General features: G+C 64.4%; 28 protein-coding genes and 1 tRNA gene. 14 read left to right on the top strand and 15 right to left on the bottom strand.

What is annotated here, in order from left to right; genetic code table 11:
- Positions 1–46 precede the first annotated feature (46 nt).
- The 3 genes from rlmN to GGD62_RS12640 all read right to left on the bottom strand — a co-directional run bounded on the left by rlmN (position 47) and on the right by GGD62_RS12640 (position 3,084).
- Positions 47–1,249 carry a 23S rRNA (adenine(2503)-C(2))-methyltransferase RlmN gene (gene rlmN, locus GGD62_RS12650; protein ID WP_183708703.1) on the bottom strand — a complete coding sequence of 401 codons (1,203 nt, stop codon included), beginning with the start codon at positions 1,247–1,249 and terminating at the stop codon, positions 47–49.
- Between the two features lie 230 nt (positions 1,250–1,479).
- Positions 1,480–2,127, bottom strand: a complete 648-nt coding sequence (locus GGD62_RS12645) for an invasion associated locus B family protein (protein WP_183708701.1) — start codon at positions 2,125–2,127, stop codon at positions 1,480–1,482.
- Positions 2,128–2,244: 117 nt separating this feature from the next.
- A complete protein-coding gene (locus tag GGD62_RS12640) occupies positions 2,245–3,084 on the bottom strand; it encodes an SDR family oxidoreductase (RefSeq protein ID WP_183236478.1) in 840 nt (279 codons plus the stop codon).
- A gap of 218 nt (positions 3,085–3,302) precedes the next feature.
- Between GGD62_RS12640 and GGD62_RS12635 the strand changes: the two genes are divergently transcribed.
- From GGD62_RS12635 to GGD62_RS12625, 3 genes are all read left to right on the top strand, one after another.
- A complete protein-coding gene (locus GGD62_RS12635; protein ID WP_183708699.1) occupies positions 3,303–4,277 on the top strand; it encodes an NADPH:quinone oxidoreductase family protein in 975 nt (324 codons plus the stop codon).
- Positions 4,278–4,592: 315 nt separating this feature from the next.
- The gene (locus tag GGD62_RS12630; protein WP_183236479.1) at positions 4,593–5,453 is read left to right on the top strand and encodes a hypothetical protein; all 861 of its coding nucleotides are present in this window, start codon (positions 4,593–4,595) and stop codon (positions 5,451–5,453) included.
- Positions 5,454–5,471: 18 nt separating this feature from the next.
- The gene (locus tag GGD62_RS12625) at positions 5,472–6,632 is read left to right on the top strand and encodes a TAXI family TRAP transporter solute-binding subunit (RefSeq protein ID WP_018318946.1); all 1,161 of its coding nucleotides are present in this window, start codon (positions 5,472–5,474) and stop codon (positions 6,630–6,632) included.
- Between the two features lie 154 nt (positions 6,633–6,786).
- Here GGD62_RS12625 and GGD62_RS12620 read toward each other — a convergent pair whose 3' ends face one another.
- Positions 6,787–7,182 (bottom strand): YkvA family protein, encoded by a 396-nt coding sequence (locus GGD62_RS12620; protein ID WP_183708698.1) that lies wholly within the window; start codon positions 7,180–7,182, stop codon positions 6,787–6,789.
- A 98-nt stretch (positions 7,183–7,280) separates the two neighbouring features.
- On the bottom strand, positions 7,281–7,577 hold the full coding sequence (locus tag GGD62_RS12615; protein WP_018318948.1) for a 4a-hydroxytetrahydrobiopterin dehydratase: 297 nt from the start codon (positions 7,575–7,577) through the stop codon (positions 7,281–7,283).
- A gap of 148 nt (positions 7,578–7,725) precedes the next feature.
- On the opposite strand from GGD62_RS12615, the gene GGD62_RS12610 reads away from it, so the two are divergent.
- Together GGD62_RS12610 and GGD62_RS12605 are read left to right on the top strand one after the other, a co-directional pair.
- Positions 7,726–9,171, top strand: a complete 1,446-nt coding sequence (locus tag GGD62_RS12610) for a TAXI family TRAP transporter solute-binding subunit (RefSeq protein WP_183708696.1) — start codon at positions 7,726–7,728, stop codon at positions 9,169–9,171.
- A gap of 163 nt (positions 9,172–9,334) precedes the next feature.
- Positions 9,335–10,876 carry an alkaline phosphatase gene (locus GGD62_RS12605; protein ID WP_183708694.1) on the top strand — a complete coding sequence of 514 codons (1,542 nt, stop codon included), beginning with the start codon at positions 9,335–9,337 and terminating at the stop codon, positions 10,874–10,876.
- A gap of 3 nt (positions 10,877–10,879) precedes the next feature.
- Here the strand turns inward: GGD62_RS12605 and GGD62_RS12600 are convergent, their stop codons facing one another.
- Complete coding sequence (locus GGD62_RS12600; RefSeq protein ID WP_026202102.1) at positions 10,880–11,263, bottom strand: response regulator; 384 nt, start codon at positions 11,261–11,263, stop codon at positions 10,880–10,882.
- Between the two features lie 178 nt (positions 11,264–11,441).
- Here GGD62_RS12600 and GGD62_RS12595 point away from each other — a divergent pair, with 178 nt between their 5' ends.
- The 6 genes from GGD62_RS12595 to GGD62_RS12570 all read left to right on the top strand — a co-directional run bounded on the left by GGD62_RS12595 (position 11,442) and on the right by GGD62_RS12570 (position 18,189).
- Positions 11,442–12,206, top strand: a complete 765-nt coding sequence (locus tag GGD62_RS12595; protein ID WP_018318952.1) for a Crp/Fnr family transcriptional regulator — start codon at positions 11,442–11,444, stop codon at positions 12,204–12,206.
- Positions 12,207–12,287: 81 nt separating this feature from the next.
- Positions 12,288–13,001 carry a prolipoprotein diacylglyceryl transferase gene (locus GGD62_RS12590; protein ID WP_183708692.1) on the top strand — a complete coding sequence of 238 codons (714 nt, stop codon included), beginning with the start codon at positions 12,288–12,290 and terminating at the stop codon, positions 12,999–13,001.
- Positions 12,998–14,443, top strand: coding sequence for a radical SAM protein (locus tag GGD62_RS12585; protein WP_183708690.1), 1,446 nt, complete (start codon positions 12,998–13,000; stop codon positions 14,441–14,443). The genes GGD62_RS12590 and GGD62_RS12585 overlap by 4 nt, the downstream gene beginning before the upstream one ends.
- The gene (locus tag GGD62_RS12580; RefSeq protein ID WP_183236484.1) at positions 14,440–14,721 is read left to right on the top strand and encodes a hypothetical protein; all 282 of its coding nucleotides are present in this window, start codon (positions 14,440–14,442) and stop codon (positions 14,719–14,721) included. The genes GGD62_RS12585 and GGD62_RS12580 overlap by 4 nt, the downstream gene beginning before the upstream one ends.
- A 237-nt stretch (positions 14,722–14,958) precedes the next feature.
- Positions 14,959–16,785, top strand: a complete 1,827-nt coding sequence (gene typA / locus GGD62_RS12575; RefSeq protein WP_179732378.1) for a translational GTPase TypA — start codon at positions 14,959–14,961, stop codon at positions 16,783–16,785.
- Positions 16,786–16,941: 156 nt separating this feature from the next.
- A complete protein-coding gene (locus tag GGD62_RS12570) occupies positions 16,942–18,189 on the top strand; it encodes an NAD(P)/FAD-dependent oxidoreductase (protein WP_179732380.1) in 1,248 nt (415 codons plus the stop codon).
- Positions 18,190–18,362: 173 nt separating this feature from the next.
- Here the strand turns inward: GGD62_RS12570 and GGD62_RS12565 are convergent, their stop codons facing one another.
- The 4 genes from GGD62_RS12565 to GGD62_RS12550 are packed head-to-tail and all read right to left on the bottom strand — an operon-like array spanning position 18,363 to position 21,461.
- Positions 18,363–18,770 carry a thiol-disulfide oxidoreductase DCC family protein gene (locus GGD62_RS12565; RefSeq protein WP_018318958.1) on the bottom strand — a complete coding sequence of 136 codons (408 nt, stop codon included), beginning with the start codon at positions 18,768–18,770 and terminating at the stop codon, positions 18,363–18,365.
- The gene (locus GGD62_RS12560) at positions 18,770–20,089 is read right to left on the bottom strand and encodes an SDR family oxidoreductase (protein WP_183708688.1); all 1,320 of its coding nucleotides are present in this window, start codon (positions 20,087–20,089) and stop codon (positions 18,770–18,772) included. Before GGD62_RS12560 ends, GGD62_RS12565 begins: the two co-directional genes overlap by 1 nt.
- An 8-nt stretch (positions 20,090–20,097) precedes the next feature.
- Entirely contained in the window at positions 20,098–20,565 is a 468-nt protein-coding gene (locus GGD62_RS12555) for a DUF2269 domain-containing protein (RefSeq protein ID WP_018318960.1), read from the bottom strand.
- Positions 20,562–21,461 (bottom strand): dienelactone hydrolase family protein, encoded by a 900-nt coding sequence (locus tag GGD62_RS12550; protein ID WP_183708686.1) that lies wholly within the window; start codon positions 21,459–21,461, stop codon positions 20,562–20,564. The genes GGD62_RS12555 and GGD62_RS12550 overlap by 4 nt, the downstream gene beginning before the upstream one ends.
- A 267-nt stretch (positions 21,462–21,728) precedes the next feature.
- Here GGD62_RS12550 and GGD62_RS12545 point away from each other — a divergent pair, with 267 nt between their 5' ends.
- Positions 21,729–22,238 (top strand): GNAT family N-acetyltransferase, encoded by a 510-nt coding sequence (locus GGD62_RS12545; protein ID WP_018318962.1) that lies wholly within the window; start codon positions 21,729–21,731, stop codon positions 22,236–22,238.
- Between the two features lie 176 nt (positions 22,239–22,414).
- Positions 22,415–22,951, top strand: coding sequence for an inorganic diphosphatase (ppa, locus tag GGD62_RS12540; protein WP_018318963.1), 537 nt, complete (start codon positions 22,415–22,417; stop codon positions 22,949–22,951).
- A 135-nt stretch (positions 22,952–23,086) separates the two neighbouring features.
- On the opposite strand, the gene folD is transcribed toward ppa, so the two are convergent.
- From folD to GGD62_RS12525, 3 genes are read right to left on the bottom strand one after another with little or no spacing between them, the layout of a single operon-like run.
- The gene (gene folD / locus GGD62_RS12535) at positions 23,087–23,971 is read right to left on the bottom strand and encodes a bifunctional methylenetetrahydrofolate dehydrogenase/methenyltetrahydrofolate cyclohydrolase FolD (protein WP_183708685.1); all 885 of its coding nucleotides are present in this window, start codon (positions 23,969–23,971) and stop codon (positions 23,087–23,089) included.
- A 10-nt stretch (positions 23,972–23,981) separates the two neighbouring features.
- The gene (locus tag GGD62_RS12530; RefSeq protein ID WP_018318965.1) at positions 23,982–24,317 is read right to left on the bottom strand and encodes a DUF167 domain-containing protein; all 336 of its coding nucleotides are present in this window, start codon (positions 24,315–24,317) and stop codon (positions 23,982–23,984) included.
- Positions 24,318–24,332: 15 nt separating this feature from the next.
- A complete protein-coding gene (locus GGD62_RS12525; protein WP_018318966.1) occupies positions 24,333–24,623 on the bottom strand; it encodes a YggT family protein in 291 nt (96 codons plus the stop codon).
- A 204-nt stretch (positions 24,624–24,827) separates the two neighbouring features.
- Between GGD62_RS12525 and GGD62_RS12520 the strand changes: the two genes are divergently transcribed.
- Positions 24,828–24,903, top strand: a tRNA-Ala gene (locus GGD62_RS12520).
- Between the two features lie 111 nt (positions 24,904–25,014).
- On the opposite strand, the gene GGD62_RS12515 is transcribed toward GGD62_RS12520, so the two are convergent.
- Positions 25,015–25,827, bottom strand: coding sequence for an enoyl-CoA hydratase (locus GGD62_RS12515; protein WP_183708684.1), 813 nt, complete (start codon positions 25,825–25,827; stop codon positions 25,015–25,017).
- A 99-nt stretch (positions 25,828–25,926) separates the two neighbouring features.
- Positions 25,927–26,721 (bottom strand): glutamine amidotransferase, encoded by a 795-nt coding sequence (locus GGD62_RS12510; RefSeq protein ID WP_092261489.1) that lies wholly within the window; start codon positions 26,719–26,721, stop codon positions 25,927–25,929.
- Positions 26,722–26,789 lie beyond the last annotated feature (68 nt).

The following is a 26,789-nucleotide window of genomic DNA, read 5'->3' as shown; positions in this document are numbered from 1 at the left end:
TACGCTCCTCGCAATGACGAGGATGCGAGAGCGCGGTCATGACAACCTAATCCGTCATCGCCATGGCGCGCAGTGCCTGCCGTTCCCTCGCGCTGAGCTTCTCGGTCTCCGACTTGAGCTGGCCGCAGGCGGCGAGGATGTCGCGGCCGCGCGGCGTGCGCACCGGCGAGGAATAGCCGGCATTAAAAATGTATTCGGAGAATTTCTCGATCTGGTCCCAGTCCGAACATTCATAGGCGGTTCCGGGCCAGGGATTGAACGGGATCAGGTTGATCTTGGCGTGAATGCCCTTGAGCAGCTTCACCAGCAGCTTTGCATCGTCGAGCGAATCGTTGACGCCCTTGAGCATCACATATTCGAAGGTGATGCGGCGCGCGTTGGAGGCGCCGGGATAATCGCGGCAGGCCTGCAGCAGCTCCTTGATCGGATATTTGCGGTTGAGCGGCACCAGCTCGTTGCGCAGCTCGTCGCGAACCGCATGCAGCGAGATCGCGAGCATGACGCCGATCTCCTCGCCGGCGCGCACGATGTTCGGCACCACGCCCGAGGTCGACAGCGTGATGCGTCGGCGGGAGATACCGATGCCTTCATTGTCGCCGACGATCAGCAGCGCATCGCGCACCGCGTCGAAATTATAGAGCGGCTCGCCCATTCCCATCATCACGATATTGGTGACGCGGCGTGTGCCGTCCTCGCGATCGGCCCAATCGTTCAGGCGATCCCGCGCCACCATGATCTGTCCGACGATCTCGCCGGCGGTGAGATTGCGCACCAGGCGCTGCGTGCCGGTGTGGCAGAAAGAACAGTTGAGCGTGCAGCCGACCTGCGAGGAGACGCACAGCGTGCCGCGATCGGTCTCGGGAATGTAGACGCACTCGACTTCATGAGCGCGCTCGACATTGTCGCCGCTCGGCAGACGCAGCAGCCATTTGCGGGTGCCGTCGTTGGAGATCTGCTCGGCCACGACTTCGGGCCGGTCGACCGTAAAATGCTGCGCGAGCTCGGCGCGAATGCCCTTCGAGATCGAGGTCATGTCGTCGAAGCTCTGGGCGCCGCGAAAATAGAGCCAGTGCCAGAGCTGCTGCACGCGCATCCTGCGCTGCGCCGGTGCGACGCCGATCTCGCCGAGGCGATCGGCAAGCTCCGTGCGCGACAGACCGATCAGCGAAGGCCTCGCCGGCGGCACATAGGTCTCGAGTGGCGTCTTCTCCACCAGGATTGCGTTATGCGGCTCGGTCGTCGGTTGCATTGAATGGACCTAAAGGTTTTGCGGCGTTTCGGAATGGTCCGAAGGGATCGCAAAGCGACCCTGAGGACCAGACCTGAGGTGCGCAACTGCGCACCGGGGAAGCTCGAGATTCCGGGTTCGATGCTGCGCATCGCCCCGGAATGACGGAAGAAATCTGGAACCGGCCTTATATAGCAACCGGAACAGCCGATTGCGACCGTGGCTGTCGCTTAGCCTTAAAGGACTAAGCCTTACCGCCGGCAGTCCTGCGCGATCTTGTCGAGCGCCTGGGCGAGGCCCTTCAGCGAGAACGTGTCGGTCGTCTCGGTGCCCTTGGCCGAGACCCCCTTGACGACCAGCTCGGCGGATTTGCGCATGGCTTCGACCATCCGCTCCTCCTCGGCCGCGTTCTTGATCCAGAGGCCGTCGCCCTGCGTGTACATGGCGAAGGCGGCGCCGCCGACCTCGACCGACGATTCCGAGCCTGGCTTCAGCGCGTAACCGATCATGACCGAAACTTCGTTGTTCACCTTCTCGGCTGGACGGGTCGAGACGAAGGCATAAGCGGGATCGCGCGGCCGATTCGGCGGATTGGTCTTCGACGACGAGGGTTTTGCCAGCGCGAAGCAGACCTTCTTGCCGTTGGGCGTCGCCGAATAAGCGCCCCAGGTGCCGAACTGGCCGATCAGGGTCGGCTCCGCGCCTCCCGCAACCGCCGCGGGCGGGGCCGCAGGCTTGCTCTCGGGCTTTGCTTCGCTCTTTGCGGCCGTATTGGCCGCCGGAGCCGCCGACTTCGGTGCGGCCTTCGGCGCCGGTTGCGTCGTCTGCGCCCGCGCAAGATCGGCGATCCCGCACGTCATCATGCCGATCATCAAAGCTAAAGATAGCACCCGCCACATGGTGGAGTGGTTCCCTCAATATTGTGACTGGAAGATGGCCCGGCCGCGCTTTGTCCCCCGGCAGGGATAACCGGGAAAGTCCAATTTGGGAAGGCAGTTAGCGGTATCAGCGGCGCCTTACGCTTTGGACCGCGCGGCGCGCTGGTCGGCCCATTGCGTCTCGGTCCAACGTAACAAATCCTCGGCGCCGGAACTGCGCAAATGCGCGCCACCGTCGATGACGACCATCTCGCCATTGATGTAGGCGGCGCGGTCCGAGACCAGGAAGCTGGCGAGATCGGCAAGCTCGCCGTGCTCTCCGGTCCGGCCAAGCGGGTTGCGCGCGGTCCAGCCTTCGTCACGGCCTTCGGGGCGGAGCTGCCCCGACGCGCCCGCGGTCGGGAACGGACCAGGGGCGATGGCGACGGTGCGGATGCCTTTCGGGCCCCATTCCACGGCGAGACTTCTGGTCATCGCCAGCAGCGCCGATTTCGCCATCGCCGAGGGCACGGTGAAGGCGCGGCCGGTGATGGTCGAGGTCGAGAGGATCGAGAGCACGACGCCGCCATGCTGGTCCTCGATCCAGCGCCTGCCGGCGGCCAGCGTGCAGTACATCGCGCCATGCAACGTCGGCGCCAGGATCGCATCGGCGGCGCGGAACGACAGATGCTCGCTCTGTGCGATGAACGTCGCAGCGGCGTTGTTGACGAGGATGTCGAGCGGCGCCTCGCGCCAGATCTGCTCCATCATGCTGTCGACGGCCGCGCCGTCGCGGATGTCGCAGGCGATCGTCGTGACCTTGCCACCTGTCTCCTCGCGCATCTCGCTCGCGGTTGCTTCCAGCCGGTCGAGCTTGCGGCCGCAGATCACGAGCTCGGCGCCGAGTGCAAGGAAACGGCGCCCCATCGCGGCGCCGAGGCCCGAGCCGCCGCCGGTGACGAGGATGCGCTTGTCCCTCAGCAGGCCTGTTTCAAACATCGTTTGAATCCTCCCTTTTCTTCTTGCTCCGTCATTGCGAGCGCAGCGAAGCAATCCAGAATCCGTCCGGCGGAAATAGTCTGGATTGCTTGCTGCGCTCGGATGACGAGGATAGGCCCTCGCGCTGCCCGAGACAAAGAATCCGGATTGTCCGGCCGCAGTAAATCCGGCAGAAACGGCCAAACTATAATTCCACCCAAAACGCCCAAGGTGCCGCCATGAAAGCCATCCTCTGCTCGCAATATTGCCAGCCTGACGATCTCGTACTGGCTGAGGTGCCGGATCCGGTGGCAGGTCCCGGCGAAGCGGTGATCGCGATCAAGGCGGCGGCGCTGAACTTCTTCGACATCCTGATGATTCAGGGCAAGTATCAGATCAAGCCGCCGTTCCCGTTCTCGCCAGCCGCGGAAGTCGCGGGCGTGATCGAAGGCATCGGCTCCGGCGTGACCGATCTGAAAGTCGGCGATCGCGTCGTCGCTTCCTGCGGCCACAACGGCGCGCGCGAGAAGATCGCGCTGCCGGCGGCGTCGATCGTGAAGATCCCCGACAATCTCGACTACGACCGTGCGGCCGGCATCATCATCATCTACGGCACGGCGCTTCATGCGCTGGAAGATCGCGCCAGCCCGAAGCCGGGCGAGACGCTCGCGGTGTTAGGTGCGGCCGGCGGCACCGGCCTTGCCGCCTGCGAACTCGGCAAGCTGATGGGCCTGAAGGTGATCGCCTGCGCCTCGTCGGACGAGAAGCTCGAGTTCGCGAAGGCGCACGGCGCCGAGCTGACGCTGAACTACGCCAAGGAAGACCTCAAGGAAGGTTTGCGAAAACTCACGGGTGGCAAGGGCGTCGACATCATCTTCGATCCGGTTGGTGGTGCCTATGCCGAGCAGGCGCTGCGCTCAATCGCCTGGGAAGGCCGCTTCCTCGTGATCGGTTTCGCCGCGGGCGACATTCCGAAGATGCCGCTGAACCTCGCGCTGCTGAAAGGCTGCGACATCCGCGGCGTGTTCTGGGGCGCCTGGACGCGGCAGAACCCGGAGAAGAACCGCGCCAATCTCGAGAAGCTCGTGAAGTGGACGGCGGAAGGAAAAATCTCGTCGCATGTCGACCGCACCTTCCCGCTGGCGCAGACAGCAGATGCACTGAAGGTGCTCGCGGGACGTCAGGCCATGGGCAAGGTGATTTTGCATCCGTGAGGACGTAGGCGTCGCCATCGCCACATACAAACTGTCACCGCTCGAATCGCTGGCGTCGCTGAAGCTGCGCCAGCTTTTTCGTGCGCCGTCGCTTGGTAATGAGCCCTCAACCATTCCCGCCAAAATTGCGGTGCATTCCCCTGCTTTGCCGCAATCAAACCCAAATCTCTCCCGATTCGCGCAAATCGTCGTCGTTTTTTGGGCTGATTCAGACGGCGATTTACCGGTTCCAGTTTGCGGGGTACCTCTGGACAACAATAAAAAGACTGAAGCCGGGAATGCCCCTGCGTTGCGTTAGTAATGGGGAGCATCACCATGGAGACGACGGCGTTCCGCCCGTCCAAGGAGTCGAGTGCGCTCGACTTCAATCGAGCCGCATCACATCCGCCGACCGCGTCCTTTGTCCGTGCGCGCGCCGCACGGGCCGATCTTTCGCAGGACGATCCGATTCCGCTGTTCCTGTCCGATCCGCTCGGCGCGCCGGACCCAAGCGAATATACGCCGGTGGAGTTGCGTTCCAGAATTGTGCCGCGTGTTCTCGCGGCTGTTCTGGCAGCGTCCACCCTGGCAGTTCTGGCCGTACTGTATCAATCCGACTTTCGCGGCTTCTTCACCGCCAACGCCGGTAGCTGGGTGGGGCTCGCGCCGGACATGGCCATGGCGTCGGCCAACGCGCCGGCGATACCACAGACCCCGCTCAAGGATCCGGCCCGCGTGTCCAACACGACGCTGGCGAGCGCCGACGCACGGGACCTCCCTGCACCGACGGTGCCAAGCCGCGAAGCGATAGCGACCGCCTATCAGGTTGCGCTGCAAGCGCAAGGACCGGTGCAAGGACCGGTGCAAGCACCAGAGCCCGTCGCCGCACAGCCTGCACCGCCTGAGCCGGTCAGGACGCTCGACGCCGACACGCTGGCAGCGTTGATGACGCGCGCGAAGAGCCTGTTGAGGATCGGTGACATCGCCGCAGCGCGGCTACTGCTCGAACGCGCGGCCAATGCGCAAGATGCAACGGCTGCGCTTCTGCTGGCGCAGACCTATGATCCCACGGTGCTCGGCACCAGCGATGCGCGAAGTGTCATTGCCGACGCATCCGCCGCACGTGACTGGTACCAGCGGGCTGCATCACTCGGATCGGCGGAGGCGCGCCAGCGTCTCGTCCGGATTCAGAACTAGAACTCTTCAGGGGACATCATGCGTAACGCTTTTGGAATGGCACTTGCCGCCATCATGACGATCTATGCCTCCACCGCCGGCGCCGAGCAGACCGAATACGATCCGGCCAAGGTCTCGGACGGCCTGAAGGCCATCTTCCAGTTCGGCTCGACCTCGACCAAGCAGGCGCTGAACGCCAACACCGTCACGCTGATCACCGGCACGATCGGCGGCACCTACGTGCAGTTCGGCGCCGACCTCGCCTCGGTGCTCGACGACGGCAACAAGATCCGCGTGCTGCCGATCGTCGGCCGTGGCTCGGTGCAGAGCGTCGCCGACATCCTGTTCCTGCAAGGGGTCGATCTCGGCATCGTGCGGGCCGACACGCTCGACTATCTCGAGCGCAAGGGTTTTGCCAAGGACATCAAGAAGCAATTCACCTATGTGACGAAGCTCTACAACGAAGAGATGCAGGTGATCGCGCCGAAATCTGTTGCGACGCTGAAGGATCTCGAAGGCAAGACGGTCAGCGTCGACCTGCCCAATGGCGGCACCTTCGTCACCGCGCTCACCGTATTCGAGCGGCTCGGCATCAAGGCGAAATTCGTCTATGTCGAGCAGCGCATCGCAATGGAAAAGCTGAAGGCCGGTGAGATCGACGCCGTCATCGTGGTCGGCGGCAAGCCGTACAAATCCGTCTCGACCTTCGGCAATGACGGCCGCTTCCATCTTGCCAAGGTCGACTATGCAAAGCCGCTCCAGAGCGACTACCTGCCGGCGACGCTGACGACCAAGGACTATCCGAACCTGATCAAGGAGGGCGAGAGCGTGGACACCATCGCGGTGCCAGCGGTGCTCGCGGCCTATAGTTGGGCGCCAAACACCGAACGCTATCGCAAGCTCGCGCTGTTCGTGGACGCGTTCTTCACGAAATTCCCGGCGCTCCAGAACCCGCCCTTCCATCCCAAGTGGAAGGAGGTCTCGCTCGCGGCGCCCCTGTCGGGTTGGAACAGATTGCCGGTGGCGCAACAATGGCTCGACAAGCACGGCGTCGAGCCGGTGACACGGCAACGATTCGAGGCGTTCCTGAAGCAGAGCCCCACGGCCGCAAAGGTCTCCGATGCGGACAGGGAAACGCTGTTCAAGCAATTCCAGGCATGGGACGCGGAGAAGGCGCGGGTGGAGGCGGGCAAGAAATAGCGAGCGCGTTTCGTCGCCACACACTCCGTGTCATCGCCCGGCTTGACCAATGGCCAACCTGTCAGTGATGTGTCCGAACAGGTGTCAGCCATGTCCCCGGACTAAACATCAAGCCGGGGCATGACAGCGGAATCTGTGGTTGAATCCGCGTTGACTACGCCGCTTCCACGTTCGCATCGCCCTCCTCACCCACCCCCCGCTTCAGCACAGCACGGGCGGCTTCGCGGTGCTCATTGGTGATGTGGCCGGAAACCATGCGGATGGCGGTGGCGAGCACGGCGGCATCGTCGGCGAAGCCGAGGACCGGCATCACGTCGGCGACGAAATCGAACGGCAGGATGAAATAGGCGATCGCACCCAACAGCGCGGCCTGGATGTGGCGCGGGGTCTGCCGGTCGAACGCGCAGTAATAAGCAGCAAGCAGGTCTTCCGCGAACGGCAGCTGCGCGGCGACACGCTTCAGCTTGCGCCAGAAGCGCCGGCGTACGCTCTCACGGTCTTCCGCGAGCCGATCGGCCGGCTCGAAACCGACGCTGTGTTCGGCAGCCATGTTCGACAAACTCCCCGTTCAGCCGGGCGACGGATCGCCGATCCCGGCTGATCACAAGATGGGGATGTGGCCGATCCCTGCAAGATGTCGGCCCGGTCTCAGCCTGCGATCGCGTTCATCGTCTTGGCCAGCGCGATGTCGAGCGCGGTGACGCCGCCGGCGTCGTGGGTCGACAGCACCACCTCCACCGTCTTGTAGACGTTGCGCCATTCGGGGTGGTGATCCATTTTCTCGGCGGCCAGCGCAGCGCGGGTCATGAAGCCGAACGCCTCGTTGAAATCCTTGAAGATAAAGGTTTTGCCGATGGCATCCCGGCCCTGAACCTCGCTCCAACCGGGTAGTCCACCCAGCGCCTGCCTGCGCGCCTCCGCCGAAAGCCGATCTGCCATGGTCATGTCTCCGTCCTTCAGGGGAACTTTACCCTAACACCCCGCTGACGCCCGGGTTCATACGGGGATTTCCGCCATCCGCTAACCATGACGGAGATGTAACTCCGCCGGACAAGAAATTTGCTACAATTACGGGCGTAAATCGCCGGCCAAGATGAAACTGAGCCTGAAGCGCCTGTTTGGGAGATCGATGACCGGGGGATTGGACCTGGCCGAAACGCCCTCTCCGCCTTCGCCGCGATCCGCGGCGCGGAAGACCGCGCTCGTGTCTCTTGCGCTCGTGCTTGCGATCATCGGCGCGCTCGTCGGCGGCTACTACTTCGCCATGCGGCCGGTGACGTTGAAGATCGCGGTCGGTCCCGCCAACAGCGACGACGTCAAGGTCGTGCAGGCGCTGACGCAGGCCTTCACGCAGAGCAAGGGCCAGGTGCGGCTGCGGCCGATCCAGACCGACGGCGCCACCGCCAGTGCCAATGCGCTTGCGGAAGGCAAGGTCGATCTCGCCATCGTGCGCGGCGACCTCGACGTCCCCAAGAACGCGCAAGCGGTCGCGACCCTGCGCAAGAACGTCGTGGTGCTGTGGTCCGTGCCTGGCAAAGGCAAGAAGCGGGGCGCGAAGATCACCAAGATCTCGCAACTCACCGGCCATCGCGTCGGCGTCGTCGGCCGCACCCAGGCCAACGTCAATCTGCTCAAGGTGATCCTCCAGCAATACAACGTCGATCCCACCAAGGTCGAGATCGTGCAATTCCCGGCCAACGAGGTCGCCGAAGCGATCAAGGCCCAGAAGGCCGACGTCTATCTCGCGGCCGGCCCGGTCAACAGCAAGATCACGGCGGATGCGATCGCCGCCTCCACCAAGGATTTCGGCGCGCCGAGCTTCCTCGCGATCGAGTCCGCGGATGCGATTGCGCAGAACCACCCGGTCTACGAAGCGTCCGAGATTCCCGCCGGCACCTATGGCGGCTCGCCCGCCCGCCCGGACGACGAGGTCAAGACCATCAGCTTCTCGCACCACGTCGTGGCGCGCAAAGGCGTGTCCGAAACCACCATCGCGGCGTTCACGCGCCAGCTCTTCGCCGTGCGCCAGCAGCTGGTGACGGAATTCCCGCTGGCGGCGAAGATCGAGACACCCGACACCGACAAGGACGCGGTGATCCCGGTGCATCCGGGCGCTGCCGCCTTCGTCGACGGCGAGGAAAAGACCTTCCTCGACAAATACAGCGATTACATCTGGTGGAGCCTGATGGCGTTGTCCGCCATGGGCTCGATCGGCGCCTGGTTCGCGGGCTATCTGAAGAAGGACGAGCGCGACAACAACAACCATCAGCGCGAACGGCTGCTCGACATGATCGCCGCCGCACGCAAATGCGAGACGACCGAAGAGCTCGATCAGATGCAGACCGAGGCCGACGAGATCCTGCGCGATACGCTGCGCTGCTTCGATCACGGCGCGATCGAGGAAGCCGCGCTCACCGCCTTCAACATCGCACTCGACCAGTTCCACGCCGCCGTCGCCGACCGCAAGGCGGTGCTGTTCAGCCTGCCGCAGAACCTGCAGCGGGCCGGCGCCCAGTTCAGGGCCGCCGGCAACGCGTGAGCGCTTGCGCGCGTTATCGCTGCGTCACATTGTCTCAATATAGGTTCACCGTCATTCCGGGGCGCGCAACGCGCGAATCCCGGAATCTCGAGATTCCGGGTTCTGATCCTTCGGACCGTCCGGGAATGACGGCGCGAGATGCGCGCAGCACAGCGAGCTAAGCATGAACATCAAATTCTCCCGCCGCCGCTTCCTCGCCACCGGCGCCGGTACGCTCGGCGCGGTCGCGATGCCCTATCTCTCGCGCGCGGCCGATCGGCCGATGGTCACTCATGGCGTCCAGTCGGGCGACGTCACGGTGGACGGCGGTGTGGTGTGGACGCGCACCGACCGGCCCGCGCAGATGCTGGTCGAGGTGGCGACGACGGAGTCATTCAGGGATGCCCGTGCGCTGCCGCCGATCGCAGCGCTCCCCGAGAGCGACTTTACCGCGAAGATGCTGATCGAGAATCTGCCGGCTAGCCAGGACATCTTTTACCGCGTCCGCTTCCGCGATCTCTCCCACAGCGCCATCGAGGGCGAGCCGGTGGTCGGCCGCTTCCGCACCGCGCCGGCCGACCGCCGCGACGTCAGCTTCGTCTGGGGCGGAGACGTCGCCGGCCAGGGCTGGGGTATCAATCCCGATGACGGCGGCATGTTCACCTTCTCAGCGATGCGCAAGCACCGTCCGGATTTCTTCCTGCATTCGGGCGACACCATCTATGCCGACGGCCCGATTGTATCCGAGGTGAAGCTCGCCGACGGCAAGCTCTGGAAGAACGTCACCATCCCCGAGAAGACCAAGGTCGCCGAGACGCTGGACGAGTACCGCGCCGCGCACATATACAATCTCATCGACGACAACCTCCGCGCCTTCAATGCCGAGGTGCCGATCTTCGTGCAATGGGACGACCACGAGGTGACCAACAACTGGTCGCTGTCGAAGGAATTGCCGGCCGCCTACAAGGAGCGCGACATCGCCTTGCTCGCTGCCCGCGCGGGCCGCGCCTTCCACGAGATGTATCCGATGCGCGAGAGCATCGTCGAGCCGGGCCGGGTCTATCGCCAGATCTCCTACGGCCCGCATCTCGACGTGTTCGTGCTCGACGAGCGCAGCTATCGCGGTCCGAACGGCGCCAATCTCGAAACCGCTTACGGCCCCGCCAGCTACTTCCTCGGCCCGGACCAGATCGCCTGGCTCAAGCGCGGCCTGCTCAATTCACGCGCGACCTGGAAGGTGATCGCTTCCGACATGCCGCTCAGCCTCGTCGTCGCGGACACGCCGAAGGGCGGCTCGGAAGCAATCGCGCAGGGTGACGGCCCGGTCCGCGGCCGCGAGCTCGAGATCGCCGACATCCTGCGTTTCATCAAGATGGCGCCGATCAGCAACACGGTGTGGCTGACGGCGGACGTGCACTACGCCGCCGCGCATTATTACGATCCGAACAAGGCGCAATTCCAGGAGTTCGAGCCGTTCTGGGAATTCGTCTCGGGCCCGCTGCATGCCGGCACGTTCGGTCCGAACGCGCTCGACAACACCTTTGGACCCGAGGTGCGCTTCGTCAAGGCGCCGGGCAAGGACAGCCAGAACCTGCCGCCCTCCGCCGGCATGCAGTTCTTCGGTCACGTCAAGATCGACGGCGCCTCGGGCCAGATGACGGTGACCTTGCGCGACCGCGCCGACGTCGCGCTGTGGTCGACCACGCTCGATCCGAAGCAGGGTTGATCGCTAGTCGAGGGCGCGCACCTTGAGCGCCGCCTCCAGCGCGTCGCTCGAGCACGGCTTCTGCAACCGCGGCTGGCCCGAGAATTCAGGCGGAATGCGCGCCTCGGCGCCATAGCCGGTAACGAAGACGAACGGGATCTTCAGCGCAGCCAGCCGCTCCGCGACCGCAAAGCTCGTCTCGCGGATCAACTCGACATCGAGCAGCGCGAAATCGGGCGCGCGGTTGGCGATGGCGCCGAGCGCCTGCGTCACCGACCCGACGGTCCGCACGCCCGGCACTCCAAACCCGAGCAGACGGTCCTCGAAATCGATGGCGATGATCGGATCGTCTTCGACGATCAGAACGTCGGCCGGCCAGCTTGAGCCATTGGAAAGTGCGGGTGTCATGATCGCATCTTGTGTGTGGGGGTTCGGATCAGGACTGCCGCGACACGATGCCTGCGCACAGCGCATCGGAGGGTTCCCGGAACGAAACCCACCACATTGCCGTTCTCTAGTCTGTCCACTTGTGCACACAGGGAATGCAAGGAACTCGTTAAGGTGGGGAGGAAGATCGGAGTTCACGATGGATGCGCGTATCAGCAAGATGATCGAGGTCGAGAGCCGTCCGGCCAACAATTTGTTGCGGCGCTTGAGCCAGGCAGACTACGCATTGCTCGCACCGCATGTGACCGTCGAAAACTCCGCAGCCAGCCAGCTGCTCTACAGCCCCGGTGACGACGTCCAGGTCGTCCACTTCCCCTGCGGACCGGCGCTCGCGACCTTTCTGGTCCCCAACGAGGATGGCCGAGACGTCGAGACCATCCTGGTCGGCCGCGAAGGCGCGGTGGGCGGCATCGTCAGCGAGGGATTCCTGCCGGCCTATACCCGGATCTGCGTGAAATTCGGCGGCCCGTTTGCGCGCGTTCATGTCGCCAAGCTGGAAGCGGCCAAGCTGCGCTCGGCGTCGCTGCGCAACATCTTTGCCCGCTATGCCGATTGCATGCTGGCGCAGATCTTCCAGTCGACCGCGTGCAATGCGATCCATTCGATCGAGCAGCGGACCGCCAAATGGATCCTGGCGGCGATGGAGCGCACCGGCGACGAGGACAGCGTGCCGCTGACCCACGAACAGCTTGCGACGCTGCTGGGCGTTGGCCGCTCCTATGCCAGCCGCGTGCTTCAGTCGTTCAAGGCGGAACGGATTCTCGACACCAGGCGCGGATCGATCCTGGTTCGCAACCGCGACGGCCTGAGGCTTCGCGCCTGCCTGTGCAACGACGCGGTGAAGATGCATTTCGAGGAGGTGCTGCGCGGCGTCTATCCGACCGAGGAGCGGGAGGCCGGCTAGCGATCCGCCTCGCTTCCCGGCGTGGAGAACGAGCAGGCGCACTATCCCGCTCGGCCGGAACCTGGGCTAATATCCCCCGGCATGAGCGGGGCTTTCCTACACACCATCTTCGACGTCTTGGCATGGCTGGCGGCGGCGGCGGCCGTCTACTGGCTGTCGCGACAGCGCCTGCAGTTTCCGGCGCAATCCTTCCAGCTGCCCTATGTCGCCGCGCTGGTGTTCGGCGCGGGCCTCGGCGCCTATCTGTTCGGTTCCGCCAATCTGTGGCTGTCGGGCGAGAGCGGCATTGCGCGCTCGGTCGAGGGCGCGCTGGCCGGCGGCATCGTGGCGATCGAGCTCTACAAATGGTCCGCGGGGATCGCCGCGCGAACCGGTGCCCGTTTTGCGCTGCCGCTGGCGCTGGGCATCGCGATCGGCCGGCTCGGCTGCTACTTCGCGGGCCTCGACGATTTCACCTACGGCACGCCGACGGCGCTGCCATGGGCCCATGATTTCGGCGACGGCATTCTGCGCCATCCCGTGCAGCTCTATGAGAGCGCGGCCATGGCCGTATTCGCGCTGCTCTATGTGCTGGCGGTCGTGAACCGGAACGCCTTTGTGATCACCAATGGTTTCTACCTGGTTCTCGTCTATTATGGAGCGCAACGCTTCCTGTGGGAATTCCTCAAGCCCTACGGCACGCTGATCCCCTTCACCCTGTTTCACCTGCTGTCGCTGTCCATTTTGCTCTACGCCGGCGTCATGCTGGCGACGGCGCCCAAAGCGAGACGCTTACAAAACGAGATACTTGCATGAACGCGCCGTTGCGTAAGTCGCGGCCCTATATTTTCTGGGGCCAGACCCAATCTCTTTGCGAGACCTGCCTGAAGCTGGTGCCGACCAAGATCCAGATCCACGACAACGAGGTCTGGTACGAAAAGCGCTGCAGGGAGCACGGCGTCCAGTCGACGCTGGTGTCGACTGATGCCGCCTATTGGCGCCTGTGCAAGGATTTCATCAAGCCCGGCGACCGGCCGCTGCAATTCCAGCAGCGCACGGAATTCGGCTGTCCCTATGATTGCGGTCTCTGTTCCGACCACGAGCAGCATTCCTGCCTGGCGCTGATCGAGATCACCGAGCACTGCAACCTCACCTGCCCGGTTTGCTTCGCCGAATCCTCGCCCGCACGCACGAAATTCACCCCGCTCGCGGCGATCGAGAAGATGCTGGACGCGCTGGTCGCAAGCGAGGGCGAGCCCGATCTCGTGCAGATTTCCGGCGGTGAGCCGACGCTGCATCCTGATTTCTTCGAGATCCTGGATGCCGTGCGCGCCCGCCCGATCCGCCACGTCATGATCAACACCAACGGCCTGCGCATCGCCCGCGAAAAGGATTTCGTGGCGCGGCTCGCCGAGAACAGGCGCGGGCTGGAGGTCTATCTCCAGTTCGATTCACTGCAGCGCGATGCGCTGATCGACCTGCGCGGCGCGGATTTGCGAAAAATCCGCCAGCAGGCGCTGGAAAATCTCGAGCATTTTGGCGTGTCGACCACACTGGTCGCGACCATCAAGCGCGGCGTCAACGATTCCGAAATCGGCGACATCGTTCGCCACGCGCTGACGTGGAGATGCGTGCGCGGCGTCACGCTGCAGCCGGTGCAGGACGCCGGCCGCAACGAGAATTTCGATGAGAAAACCGACCGCATCATGCTGTCGGAGATCCGCAAGCGCGTGATCGAGACCGGCGTGTTCGGCGACAAGGACATGATCCCGCTGCCCTGCAATCCCGAAAGCATCTCGATCGGCTATGGCCTGCGCAATGGCGAGAAGGTGCTGCCGCTGACCTCGCTGATCCCGCAGGAGCAGCTGGTTGCGGTGATGCCCAACACGATCAGCCCTGAGAAATATCCAGTGCTGCGGGAAAAATTCGTCGATCTGTTCTCGCTATCGTCGGGCCCGCTGAACACGAGCGAGCGCGTCTGCGAGCTGTTGTGCTGCCTGCCGAGCTTTCAGGTCCCGGAGGGACTCTCTTACGAGAACGTGTTCCGCGTCACCATCGTGCAGTTTCTGGACCGCTTCAATTTCTGCGTCGGCAACGTCAAGCGCAGCTGCATCCATTTCGTGACGGAGCAGGGCGCGATCATTCCGTTCGACACCTACAATCTGTTCTACCGCAACGGCAAGATCGACGGCATCCGCGCGGCGCTCGAAGGGCAGACTTATCGCGCGGCAAGGCAAAGCGAGGAGGCATCACAATGAGCGATACGCCACCGCCGGTTCTGCCGCCCGTCCCGACACCCGGCGAGGCACGCAGCGGCTGCCTGACCGCGCTGATGGCGATCGCCGGAATCTTCATGCTGCTGCCGGGGCTCTGCGCGCTCCTGTTCGGCGGAATGTCGGTGGTCGAGGGTGGCCAGATCCCCGCCGACATCGCGTCGCTGGTCTTTTTGGGACTGGTCATCGGCATCGGAGGCGTCGTCTTGATCTGGGCGGCCATCATGGGGCGAAAGGCCCCGCCGGCCCGGAACGGGAGCTAACCCCCGGAGATTCCCGGGCAAAATTCAGTCAACCAAGGCCCAAAGAACGCATTGTTTTTTGGCGGTTTTTGCATATATTGCGCCGCAACGCGTAGGCTGCCCGGTCGATATGGCCGGGCTTCCTTTTTGGGCGGAGAGCGCCCCGTTTCCAGTCTTCCAGCGTTGTTTCGAGAAGAGGTCCCGGTCCGACCGGCGAGATCGCGCTTAACCCATTGTTCGAACCAAAGAAGCTCACTCATGAACCTCCGTAACGTCGCCATCATCGCTCACGTCGACCACGGCAAGACGACCCTGGTCGACAAACTCCTCCAGCAGTCCGGCACGTTCCGCGAGAACCAGAAGGTGACCGATCGCGCCATGGACTCCAACGATTTGGAGCGCGAACGCGGCATCACCATCCTGGCCAAGGCGGCCTCGGTGCAGTGGAAGGACACCCGCATCAACATCGTCGACACCCCCGGCCACGCCGATTTCGGCGGCGAGGTCGAGCGCATCCTGAACATGGTGGACGGCGCCCTGGTGCTGGTGGACGCTGCCGAAGGCCCGCTGCCGCAGACCAAGTTCGTGGTCTCCAAGGCGCTCAAGGTCGGCCTGAAGCCGATCGTCGTCATCAACAAGGTCGACCGCCCCGACGCGCGCCCGACCGAAGTCATCAACGAGGTGTTCGACCTGTTCGCGGCGCTCGATGCCAGCGAGGAGCAGCTCGACTTCCCGATCCTCTACGGGTCGGCCAAGCAGGGCTGGATGGCTGACAGCCCGGAGGGCCCGAAGGACAAGGGCATGGAGCCGCTGTTCGACCTGATCCTGCGCCACGTCGCGCCGCCGAAGGTCGAGGAAGGTCCGTTCAGGATGATCGGCACCATCCTGGAGGCCAACCCCTATCTCGGCCGCATCATCACCGGCCGCATCTCCTCCGGCATCCTCAAGCCGAACCAGCAGGTCAAGGTGCTCAACGCCGAGGGCAAGCTGGTCGAATCCGGGCGCATCACCAAGATCCTGGCGTTCCGCGGCCTCGAGCGCACGCCGCTCGATGAAGCCGAAGCCGGCGACATCGTCGCCATTGCCGGCCTGACCAAGGGCACCGTCGCCGACACTTTCTGCGATCCGACCGTCGAAGTGCCGCTGCCGGCGCAGCCGATCGATCCGCCGACCGTGTCGATGTCGTTCATCGTCAACAACTCCCCGCTCGCCGGCACCGAAGGCGACAAGGTGACGAGCCGCATGATCCGCGACCGTCTGTTGCGCGAAGCCGAAGGCAACGTCGCGCTGCGCGTCGTCGAAGCCTCCGACAAGGACGCGATGGAAGTCTCGGGCCGCGGCGAATTGCAGCTCGCGATCCTGATCGAGACCATGCGCCGCGAGGGTTTTGAGCTCTCGGTGTCGCGCCCGCGCGTCGTGTTCCAGAAGGACGAAGCCACCGGCGCCACCATGGAGCCGATCGAGGAAGTCGTGATCGACGTCGACGAGGAGCACTCCGGCGTCGTCGTGCAGAAGATGAGCGAGCGCAAGTCCGAGCTGATCGAGATGAAGCCCTCGGGCGGCAACCGTCAGCGCCTGGTGTTCTACGCGCCGACCCGTGGCCTGATCGGCTACCAGGGCGAGCTGCTCACCGACACCCGCGGCACCGCGATCATGAACCGCCTGTTCCACGGCTATGCGCCGTACAAGGGCGAGATCCAGGGCCGCCGCAACGGCGTGCTGATCTCCAACGACCAGGGCGATGCGGTGGCCTACGCCATGTTCAAGCTGGAAGACCGCGGCCCGATGATGATCGAGCCGGGCTGGAAGGTCTACAAGGGCATGATCGTCGGCGAGCACACCCGCGACAACGATCTCGAGATCAACGTGCTCAAGGGCAAGCAGCTCACCAACATCCGCACGACCTCGAAGGACGAAGCCGTGCGCCTGACCCCGCCGATCCGCATGACCCTGGAAAAGGCGCTCGCCTATATCGAGGACGACGAGCTGGTCGAGGTCACGCCGAAGTCGATCCGCCTGCGCAAGAAGCACCTCGACCCCAACGAGCGCAAGCGCGCGGAGAAGGCCAAGGAAGCGGTGGCGTAAGGCCACCGTTCTCCGTAGTGCCGTAGGGTGGGCAAAGCGCAAGCGTGCCCACCAATGGACGATGGTGGGCACGGCGCAAGAGCGCCTTTGCCCACCCTACAAAAGCGTTTATCCGTCCGGCTTCAGCACACCCAGCGAACGTGCTAGAGCCCGCCCATGACCTCCCTCCCCTCCTCCGTGGACGTCGCGATCGTCGGCGCCGGTGCCGCCGGCCTCGGCGCTGCACACGCGCTGGCGGGCTCCGGTCTCTCCGCGATCGTACTGGAGGCACGGAACAGGCTCGGCGGCCGCGCCTGGACCGTACAGGCCTCACCTGACGTGACCTTCGACGTCGGCTGCGGCTGGCTGCACTCGGCGGACAAGAACTCCTTCGTTTCGATCGCGCAGCGGCTCGGTTTCGAGCTCAACAAGGACCTGCCGCCCTGGCGCGAGCGCGCCTATGGCAACGCGTTTCCGCAAGGCGAGCGCGACGATTTCATGCGCGCGATGGACGCGTTCTATGAGCGCCTCTGGGAAGCCGCGCAGACGGGCAAGGACGAGCCTGCGAGCCGGAGCCTCGAGGCGGGCAATCGCTGGAATCCCATGATCGACGCGATCTCGACCTATATCAACGGCTGCGAACTCAAGGACATGTCGACGCTGGACTGGGACGCCTATGAGGATTCTGGTCTCAACTGGCGCGTCCGTCGCGGCTATGGCGCGCTTGTTGCGGCCTATGGCGCGCCCTGTCCGGTGGCGTTGAACTGCAACGTCGCGCTGATCGATCATTCCGGCCCGCGGGTCCGCATCGAGACGTCGCAGGGCACGCTGACCGCGGACAAGGTGATCGTCACCGTGCCGACCAATCTGATTGCCGATGAGACGACCCGCTTTTCGCCGCCGTTACGGTCCAAGGTCGACGCGGCAGCGGGCCTGCCGCTCGGCGTCGACGACAAGGTGACGCTCGCGCTCGAGGACGCCGAAGCCTTTCCCAAGGAAGCAAACCTGCGCGGCGCCACCATGCGCACCGCGATGGGCACCTACCATATCCGCCCGTTCGGCCAGCCCTGCATCGAAGGCTTCTTCGGCGGCAGCTTCGCCCGCGCGCTGGAAGATTCCGGCGACGGCGCCATCGCCGCCCATAGCATCGACGAGATCGCCGGCTTTCTCGGCAACGACATCCGCCGCAAGCTGAAGCCGCTCGCCGAGTCGCGCTGGGCGCATGATCCGTTTGCCCGCGGCTCATACTCGCACGCGCTGCCTGGCCATGCCGGCGACCGCGCCGTGCTGGCCGCGCCGGTCGATGGCCGGCTGTTCTTCGCCGGCGAGGCGACGTCGCCAACCTTCTTCACGACCGCGCACGGAGCGCGGGACAGCGGGGAACGGGCGGCGAAGGAAGTGCTGGCGGCAATCGGCAAGCGCTAACCTCCCCACCAATGTCGTCCCGGCGAACGCCGGGACCCACCGCGTGATCTTTCAGTCACGCGTGGTGCGCGTACCGCGGATTGACCCTAACTTCCAGTCTTCGCCAAACTCCGCTCTGTGGTGGGTCCCGGCGCTCGCCGGGACGACACCAATCTTGTGGTGCCGCTGTCGCGTCACTCGATCACCCTCGCCCGCAAATCCGCATCGGGCACGAAACACGCGTCATACTTGCCGAAGATGCGGTAGCGGTTGCGCGCGATGAGGCTGTACACCGGGTCCCGCAGCGGCTTCGGTACGGTGAACAGCACGCGCACCCAACCCCAGCCCGGGAGTCGCGACAGCACCGTCAACGCTGCATCCGACTTCATGTACACCTCACCACCATGAACCACGGCATTGGTGTCGGGATCATCGGGGTCGATGCCGAACGTCTGCGCGAGCCGGGCGCCATACTCCGACTGGATCGGCGTGAAGCGAAACCGCTTCGCCGTGTCGCGCTGCGCGACGAAGCGGACCCAGCGCGAGCAGAAGACGCAGACCCCATCGAACAGGATCACGTCGTCATCGGGCCATTTGGGCATCAGCGATTATCCAGCATCAAGAGCGCCACCAACATCAGCACGATCGCCGGCCCCGTCTTCACCAGCGCGCCGAGCGGTTCGATCCAGAGATCGGGCGTCAGGACCGCCGCGCCGAACATATAGCCGAGCGAGGCGGTGATGCCAGCAACGAGCCCGGTCGCCGCGGTGCGGCGAAAGGCAATCATCGCGCCAATGCTCATGTCCATCAGGCTGGTGCCGATGGTGATGGGATCGACCAGCGCGGGCGGGAAGTCGTGCGCCGTCAATATGTCGGCGGCGGCACGGTAGGACACGAACAGCGCGATGAAGCCGGAGACGAGCCAGAACACGACGAGGCTGGCGAAGATCAGCGGCTTGACCAGGAATAGCCGCGCGAACCATTTGTCCTGGACGGTCGCGGGATGACGACCAATCATATCCACCAGCGTCTTCGGTGCGATGCCCGCGGCGGCGATCCATGCCGAGGGATCACCCCGCACGCCGCGGCGCAGCTCGGCGATGGCAGTGGAGCGCATCGGCGGCATCCACCCGAGGAAATTGGCGAGATCGCCGATCTTGGCGCCGAGATCGAGCACGAAGGATGGCATCGCGACAGGCGGCCAGGCGGCCGTGCCGAACGCAAGGCGGAACTGTTTGATGACGCCGGCCATGGTGACCGGCTCAGCCTGCATCAGATCCCAGCTCACGGCTTTGACAGCGGCATCGTCGATGTCGCGCACGGTGAGCCAGCCGATGGTGGCCGAGATATCCTCGACTGAAACGGGCTGGAACGGCGTCGCCATCTCCTTGTCGGGCAGATCGAGCGGGAAGGCAGCGAGCGCGCGGAGCATGGCGCTGCCGCCATAGGCGGATGGTGCGACCACGAAGCCGGGCCGCAGGACGGCGTGGGCAATGCCTGAGGCCGCGATCAGGCGCTCGGCCTCGCGCTTGGTCGTTGCGAAGGCGGTGCGATCGGCTTCGGCCGCTCCGGGGATCGAGATGTGCACCAGGCGGATCGCGCGGCCGCTGTTGGTGATCGCCGCAAGCAGACGAGCGACGAAATCGCGATGCACGGCACCTGTGTCGCTGCCGGGGCCGTCCTGGAGCACGCCGAGACAGTTAACGACGACATCCACCGCATGCTCGCGCAACAGCCGCGTCAGCATGGTCGCGTCGAGCGAGAGGATCGGCAGCTCGATGTCGAGCGCGCTCGTCTTCTGCGCCGCCGACAGGCTGCGCGCCATGCCAAGCGCGCGAAAGCCACGCGCGCGAAGATCGTCCGTAACGAAGCGGCCGATCAGGCCGGAGGCGCCGAGCACCAGGATGGTTCGCTGGTTCATCACGGCTCTCAAAACGGCTTTGCAACCATCAGCCAGAGGATCAGCATCGTCGCGCCGAAGCCGGGGAAGCCGAACGCGAACCAGCGGCGAAACAGGACGAAGTATCGTTGTGGCAATGCACGGTGCTGCTCCGCGGCCTTTCGCGCGAGATCGCGCATCTCGATCTGCATGAACACGACAGGAATCCAGAACAGGCCGGCGACAACATACAACACGAGCGAGGCGAGCAGCCAGCGCTCGGTGATCGGCATCGCCGAGAGCAACATCAGCAAGCCGCCCGTGACCGGCTGGAGCAGCACGGCCGACAGTGTGAAGATTGCGTCCGCAATGACGACGACCGAAGCGGTGCGCGCGATGAACTCCGCATCGTCGGTGCGATGCGCCATCAGCATGAAGAAGGCAATGCCGGTTCCGGTGCCGAGGATGACGATGGCGCCGAGCACATGGAGAAACTTGACCAGGAAATACAGCGTCATGGCTTCTTGGTCGCGGTTGGCCTGCCCTGGTTCAGCGCACCCACGAGCTCCCGGCTCGCGGCTTTGACGCCGGCCTCACTTTCGATCATCCAGTGCCCCTCGCTGCCGACGGCCGGCAAGGTGCGGAAGTCGACCTTGCCGCCGCTGCCGCGAAACGCGTCGGCCAGGCCCTTTGAAAACGCCGGCGCAAAATAGCTATCATTGGTTGCAACGAGCCATGTGACAGGAATGCGCGCGCCCTTGCCGAACTCTGCAGCGGCGGCAAGAAGCGTGTGTGGCGCGCAGATCCGGTTCGGCTCATCATTGGCATGGCCGCCGCGCCCCGGCGCAAACACTGTGATCGCGGCGATCGCCTTCGGATCGACATTGGCGAGCGCCAGCGCACCCCAGCCGCCGGCGGAATGGCCGATCACGATGGCAGCGTCCTTGCGGATAAAATCCTGCTTTCGCAAGAACTCCATCGCGAGCCGGATTTCCTCGGCCGTGGCACGGCCCGAACGCGCATAGTCCGCCTCGTCGCAGCCGCCCTGGTCCTCGACATAGCGGCCGCCGGTCGCACCATGGCCGAGCCGCTCCGGCACCAGCACGGCAAACCCGCGCGCGACGAGATAGGCGGCGAGCGGACGATATTCCGGCTGCGGCATTTGCGCTCGACGCAATACGTTCTGCGTCGAGGCGTGTGCGACGACCGCAAGCCGGAACGGACCTGCCCCGGCGGGGCGAAACAGCAGGGCACGCGCAGCGATGTCGGTATCCGGCGACGGCACCCGCCACGCTTGTCGGCGAATCGGTTCGCCCTCCTCGCCCGATGGGCCAAACGTGACCTGAGCGCACAGAGACGGCGCAGTCAGCAAGGCCAGCAGAGTCAGGAGCGCGAAGATGTTGAGAAGCCGCATGAATGGCCGAGGACGAGCACGAACAGCGACAGTCACACTAGTAGGAACGAATCACTATGGGCGGACTTTCTGCGTGGCCCTCGCCCTTCATTCGTTGCCGCAGAGGGAGTTTTGCACCGACACACGGCACGCCGGTGCCATTCGAGTCGGCGTCCTGTCTTTTTTCGGTACAACATGGTTCAGATACTGATGCACAAAGTCCACACGTTAACCGATAATTAACGATAGGTCTTGCCGCCGGCGCGGCGACTTGGTTTGATTGCGCCCATGAGCACAACCCTGATCGAGGTCCGGCCGGCCAAAGCTGCAGATGCGACTGCGGTGGCGTCGACTCATGACGAAGCGTGGCGCTCCGCCTATCAGGGCATCATTCCCGGCGCCGAGCTGGAAAAGCTCATCAACCGCCGCGGCCCGCAATGGTGGGACAGCGCGATCCGCAAGGGCAGCCGCGTCAGCGTGCTGGTGTTCGGCGACAAGATCGCGGGCTACGCCAATTACGGCCGTAATCGCGCCCGCAGCCTGCATTTCGACGGCGAGATCTACGAGCTGTACCTGCGCCCCGAATTCCAGGGCCTCGGCTTCGGCCGCCGCCTGTTCGCCTCCGCCCGCCGCGACCTGATGCAGAGCGGGCTGAAAAGCATGGTGGTGTGGGCGCTCTCGGACAACGATCCCGCGACCGAGTTCTACCGGGCGCTTGGGGGCCGTATGGTGGCCCGCTCCTCGGAGCGGTTCGGGCCGAAGTCGCTCGACAAGGTTGCCTTCGCTTGGACCAATTGAGCTGCTGAAAGCCTAGGCGGCAGCGTTTCCCTTCCGTCGATACCGTTGCCTTTGAGCCGGTGACTTCCGGATTCATTATTTCACAAAAACGCGATGGATCAGCGGGCCAAGCCCGCGTATGACAGCGCCAAATCGCTGCCGGGCGCGATTTATCCTCGGCAATAACGGAGCTTTGAATGCGTATCGATGCGATCTCGATCGGGAAGAACGTACCTCACGAAGTCAACGTCCTCATCGAAGTCCCCGTGGGCGGCGAACCGATCAAATACGAGATGGACAAGGAGGCCGGCACGCTGGTGGTCGACCGCTTCCTCTACACGCCGATGCGTTACCCCGGTAACTACGGTTTCATCCCGCACACCTTGTCGGATGACGGCGATCCCTGCGACGTCCTGATCATCAACACCCGCGCCATCATTCCCGGCGCCGTCATGAGCGTGCGCCCGGTCGGCGTGCTGTTCATGGAAGACGAAGCCGGCGGCGACGAGAAGATTCTGGCGGTGCCGTCGTCGAAGCTGACGCAGCGCTACGACAAGGTGAAGTCGTACTCCGACCTGCCCGACATCACGCTGCAGCAGATCCAGCACTTCTTCGAGCACTACAAGGATCTCGAGAAGGGCAAATGGGTGAAGATCCTGCGCTGGGGCGGCCCGGAGGACGCACACAAGCTGATCCTCGAAGGCATGGATCGCGAGAAGAAGAAGAAGGGCTGAAGCATCCGTGTCCCGGAGGCGGCGCGGCATGAAATGACGCGACGCTGAGCCGGGACCCATGTCGCCGCTGGGCCCCGGCTCAGCAGCGCACCGCTGAAGAAGCGCTGCGCTGCGTCCGGGGCACGAGAACCTGACCTATACCGCCGGCTTCGGTAGCTCCGCGATCGCACAGGCCGCACGCAGCGTGTTGACCAGCAGGCACGCCACGGTCATCTGGCCGACGCCGCCCGGCACCGGCGTGATCGCGCCGGCCACCCCAAGCGCTTCCTGATAGGCGACGTCACCGACGAGGCGCGTCTTGCCGTCTTCTTTGGGTATCCGGTTGATGCCGACGTCGATCACGGTCGCCCCCGGCTTCAGCCAGTCGCCGCGCACCATCTCAGGTCTTCCGACCGCGGCATAGACGAGATCGGCCTGCTTCACGAGCCCGGGCAGGTCACGCGAGCGCGAATGCGCGATCGTCACCGTGGCGTTCTCGTTCAGCAGCAATTGCACCAGCGGCCGGCCGACCAGATTGGAACGGCCGATAACGATGGCGTTCTTGCCTTCGAGCGAGGCGTGCATGCTCTTGGTCAGGATGATGCAGCCGAGCGGCGTGCAGGGCGACAGCGCCTCGAAACCGCCGGCGAGCCGGCCGGCATTGTTCGGATGCAGCCCGTCGACGTCCTTGGCGGGGTCGATGGCGTTGACGACGGCCTCGGTGTTCAGCCCCTTCGGCAGCGGCAGCTGCACCAGAATGCCGTGCACGGCCGGATCGCGGTTGAGCTTCGCGACCAGCGCCAGAAGCTCCGCCTGCGAGACGTCGGTCGGCAGCTTGTGCTCGAACGAGGCCATGCCGGCGGCCTGGGTCTGGGTGTGCTTGGAGCGGACATAAACCTCGCTGGCGGGGTCGCTGCCGACCAGCACGACCGCCAGCCCCGGCACCAGATTGTGCTCGCGCTTGACGCGGGCGACCTCGTCCGCGACGCGGGCCCGGAGTTCCGCGGCAATGATTTTTCCATCGATAATCTTGGCGGTCATGTCAGTTCCCTCAGTCTTTCGATTGGGCCGAGACGAGCTGGCGCAGGGCTTCGCCGAGCCGTGCCGGATCGCCGTCGACCGCGATCTGCTTCAGCCGCGAGGTGGCTCCGGACAGGAGCTTTACGCCGGCCTTGGGGACGCCCAGCGATTTCGCCAGCAGGACCAAAACGGCCTTGTTGGCCTCGCCGCCGTCGGCGATGGCTCGCACCCTCACCTTGAGCACGCTGCGGCCGTCGGCCAGTTGCTCGATTCCGTCGATGCCGTCGCGACCGCCGCGCGGCGTCACCCGCAGCGCGATGCTGATTCCTGCGGCCGAGTAACGCCAGGGCTCCTTGTTTGCAACCAAGGCGCTCCAGCCCGCTCAGATCACGTTGGGGTAGATATAGTACAGGATCACCCGCTCGATGAACATGATGATCAGGATCAGGATGATCGGCGAGATGTCGAGACCGCCGAGACTGGGCAGGAAATTGCGAATCGGCGCCAGCACAGGCTCGGTGATCCGGTACAGGAACTCCGCCACCGCCGAGACGAACTGGTTGCGCGTGTTCACGACGTTGAAGGCGATCAGCCAGGACAGGATCGCGGAGGCGATCAGCAGCCAGACGTAGAGGTCGAGCACGATGATGACGATGTCGAGAACGGCACGCATGGCTTTTGAAGCCTCTGGCTTTTGAAAACGTTGGCTGCGGTCGGGATTGACGCCTTTTGCTAGATATCGGTTCCCCCCCGCCCAAACAAGGGAAGTCCGCGCCCCGAATGGCTAAAACCGGGTGACACCCGTCCTTGACTTGACCTTGGCGGGGACTTAAATGGCGCCCGGTTGTCGGCCGCGTTTACCAGAGCGGCCAGCAAAGGGGCCATAGCTCAGCTGGGAGAGCGCGTCGTTCGCAATGACGAGGTCGGCGGTTCGATCCCGCCTGGCTCCACCACGCTTCGCCCTTCGGGCTACGCGTGGCGCAGCCGCGCAGAGCTCGAAGGGCGAAGCGTGGTGTCCGGCGAAGCCCGCAGGGCGAAGACGGACCGGTTGAGGAATACTCCCCCTACCTCCCCGTAAACCGCGGCGGCCGCTTTTCCATGAAGCTCGCAACCCCTTCCCGGAAATCGCTGCCGGCGAGCGCCACCATCATCTCCCGGTTGGCTTCGATGGTTGCTTCCGCGAGCGTCTGGAACGGCACCTCGTAGAGTTGGCGCTTGATCACGGCCATCGCGCTCGGCGAGACGAAATCGGCGAGATCGCGCGCATAGGCATAGGTCTCCTCGCGAAGCTTCTCAGGTGGGCAGAGCCGGTTCACCAGGCCGATCCGCAGCGCCTCGTCGCTCGGCACGCGCCTCGCCGAGAGCAGCAGATCCATCGCATTAGCATGACCGACGATGCGGGGCAGCATCCAGCTGATGCCGTGCTCGGCAATCAGGCCGCGCCGCGCGAAGGCCGTCGTGAACACCGTATTGTCGGCGGCAAAGCGCAGGTCGCAATAGAGCGCGTGCACGAGCCCGATGCCGGCAGTCGCACCGTTGAGCATGGCGATCACAGGCTTCTTGATCGACGGATAGAAACCGTAGCGCGTCTGCCAATCCGGACGGCGGTTCATGTCGAACGGCGGCAGGTTCGACGCGCGCCGGACGTCGTCGGGGTCGAGCCCCTTCAAAGCATCCATGTCGGCGCCAGCACAGAAGGCCCGGCCGGCGCCAGTGAGGATGATGACGCGGACATTGTCATCGGCGTTTGACGCTTCCATCGCATGGCGCACGTCGCGCTCCATGGCCGGCGTCCACGCATTCATGCGATCGGGACGGTTGAGCGTGATGGTCGCGATCTTGTCGCTCACCTCATAGAGAATGTGGTCGTAGGCCATGACGCTCTCCCTTTGTCTGCCGGCGCATTTCGCGCGCTCGTTGGGGAGCGAGCCTAGCATATCCAGGGATGAGGCAAGGGCTTCGCGCGAACGCGCGGATCACTCGGCGGCTTGCGCCAGCACCGGCCGGCGCGCCAGCCAGCCGTCGATGAAATGATCGAGCCAGGCGCGCTCCGCGACATCGTATACGGCACGATCGGCGAAATGATGATGTCGCTGCCGCGCACCGGGCGCGCTGAAGCCGTCATAGCCGCGCGTGGTCCAGCGATGCATCATCGCGTAGGTCACGTCGGGATGAAACTGCACGCCGAAGGCATTGCCGGTGCGGAACGCCTGCACCGGAAAATCGTCACCTTCTGCAAGCAGCTCGGCGCCGACAGGCAGCTCAAATCCTTCGCGATGCCAGTGATAGACCTGGGCCGGCCAGGCCGGGCAGAGCGCGTGGCCCGCGGCTGTGGGCCGGATCGGGTAGTAGCCGATCTGGGTCAGCGCATCGGCATGCGGCGCGACGCGGGCGCCGAGCTGCATCGCCAGCATCTGGGCACCAAGGCAGATGCCGAGGAATGGCCGCTGCTCGCGCAGCGGAATTTCGATCCAGTCGATCTCGCGGCGAATATAGTCGTCGGAATCATTGGCGCTCATCGGGCCGCCGAAGACCACGGCGCCGGCATGCTGATCGAGCGTCTCGGGCAGGGGATCGCCGAAGCGGGGACGGCGGATGTCGAGCCGATGGCCAAGCGCACGCAGCGCATTGCCAACACGGCCCGGCGTCGAGGATTCCTGGTGCAGGATGATCAGAACCGGCAACTGGGTTTCGGAGGCGACGGCACTTGGCGTCCTTCTCGGGAAGGGCACCACTTCTGCGCTACCAAACCTGTCCGTCCGGAACGACATGGCCTCTGCGAGTGCTATCGGTTCAGACCGTCAGCATAACTAAGCGATCGTTAATTTCGTGTGAGTTC

This window comes from Bradyrhizobium sp. ERR14 (genome assembly GCF_014198235.1).
Lineage (GTDB): Bacteria > Pseudomonadota > Alphaproteobacteria > Rhizobiales > Xanthobacteraceae > Bradyrhizobium.
This window is presented reverse-complemented; position numbering and strand designations above follow the sequence as displayed.

Bases quoted from the DNA above. Each gene is read 5' to 3' on its own strand.
- rlmN (WP_183708703.1), bottom strand. From the start codon at position 1,249: ATGCAACCGACGACCGAGCCGCATAACGCAATCCTGGTGGAGAAGACG.
- GGD62_RS12645 (WP_183708701.1), bottom strand. From the start codon at position 2,127: ATGTGGCGGGTGCTATCTTTAGCTTTGATGATCGGCATGATGACGTGC.
- GGD62_RS12640 (WP_183236478.1), bottom strand. From the start codon at position 3,084: ATGTTTGAAACAGGCCTGCTGAGGGACAAGCGCATCCTCGTCACCGGC.
- GGD62_RS12635 (WP_183708699.1), top strand. From the start codon at position 3,303: ATGAAAGCCATCCTCTGCTCGCAATATTGCCAGCCTGACGATCTCGTA.
- GGD62_RS12630 (WP_183236479.1), top strand. From the start codon at position 4,593: ATGGAGACGACGGCGTTCCGCCCGTCCAAGGAGTCGAGTGCGCTCGAC.
- GGD62_RS12625 (WP_018318946.1), top strand. From the start codon at position 5,472: ATGCGTAACGCTTTTGGAATGGCACTTGCCGCCATCATGACGATCTAT.
- GGD62_RS12620 (WP_183708698.1), bottom strand. From the start codon at position 7,182: ATGGCTGCCGAACACAGCGTCGGTTTCGAGCCGGCCGATCGGCTCGCG.
- GGD62_RS12615 (WP_018318948.1), bottom strand. From the start codon at position 7,577: ATGACCATGGCAGATCGGCTTTCGGCGGAGGCGCGCAGGCAGGCGCTG.
- GGD62_RS12610 (WP_183708696.1), top strand. From the start codon at position 7,726: ATGAAACTGAGCCTGAAGCGCCTGTTTGGGAGATCGATGACCGGGGGA.
- GGD62_RS12605 (WP_183708694.1), top strand. From the start codon at position 9,335: ATGAACATCAAATTCTCCCGCCGCCGCTTCCTCGCCACCGGCGCCGGT.
- GGD62_RS12600 (WP_026202102.1), bottom strand. From the start codon at position 11,263: ATGACACCCGCACTTTCCAATGGCTCAAGCTGGCCGGCCGACGTTCTG.
- GGD62_RS12595 (WP_018318952.1), top strand. From the start codon at position 11,442: ATGGATGCGCGTATCAGCAAGATGATCGAGGTCGAGAGCCGTCCGGCC.
- GGD62_RS12590 (WP_183708692.1), top strand. From the start codon at position 12,288: ATGAGCGGGGCTTTCCTACACACCATCTTCGACGTCTTGGCATGGCTG.
- GGD62_RS12585 (WP_183708690.1), top strand. From the start codon at position 12,998: ATGAACGCGCCGTTGCGTAAGTCGCGGCCCTATATTTTCTGGGGCCAG.
- GGD62_RS12580 (WP_183236484.1), top strand. From the start codon at position 14,440: ATGAGCGATACGCCACCGCCGGTTCTGCCGCCCGTCCCGACACCCGGC.
- typA (WP_179732378.1), top strand. From the start codon at position 14,959: ATGAACCTCCGTAACGTCGCCATCATCGCTCACGTCGACCACGGCAAG.
- GGD62_RS12570 (WP_179732380.1), top strand. From the start codon at position 16,942: ATGACCTCCCTCCCCTCCTCCGTGGACGTCGCGATCGTCGGCGCCGGT.
- GGD62_RS12565 (WP_018318958.1), bottom strand. From the start codon at position 18,770: ATGCCCAAATGGCCCGATGACGACGTGATCCTGTTCGATGGGGTCTGC.
- GGD62_RS12560 (WP_183708688.1), bottom strand. From the start codon at position 20,089: ATGAACCAGCGAACCATCCTGGTGCTCGGCGCCTCCGGCCTGATCGGC.
- GGD62_RS12555 (WP_018318960.1), bottom strand. From the start codon at position 20,565: ATGACGCTGTATTTCCTGGTCAAGTTTCTCCATGTGCTCGGCGCCATC.
- GGD62_RS12550 (WP_183708686.1), bottom strand. From the start codon at position 21,461: ATGCGGCTTCTCAACATCTTCGCGCTCCTGACTCTGCTGGCCTTGCTG.
- GGD62_RS12545 (WP_018318962.1), top strand. From the start codon at position 21,729: ATGAGCACAACCCTGATCGAGGTCCGGCCGGCCAAAGCTGCAGATGCG.
- ppa (WP_018318963.1), top strand. From the start codon at position 22,415: ATGCGTATCGATGCGATCTCGATCGGGAAGAACGTACCTCACGAAGTC.
- folD (WP_183708685.1), bottom strand. From the start codon at position 23,971: ATGACCGCCAAGATTATCGATGGAAAAATCATTGCCGCGGAACTCCGG.
- GGD62_RS12525 (WP_018318966.1), bottom strand. From the start codon at position 24,623: ATGCGTGCCGTTCTCGACATCGTCATCATCGTGCTCGACCTCTACGTC.
- GGD62_RS12515 (WP_183708684.1), bottom strand. From the start codon at position 25,827: ATGGCCTACGACCACATTCTCTATGAGGTGAGCGACAAGATCGCGACC.
- GGD62_RS12510 (WP_092261489.1), bottom strand. From the start codon at position 26,721: ATGTCGTTCCGGACGGACAGGTTTGGTAGCGCAGAAGTGGTGCCCTTC.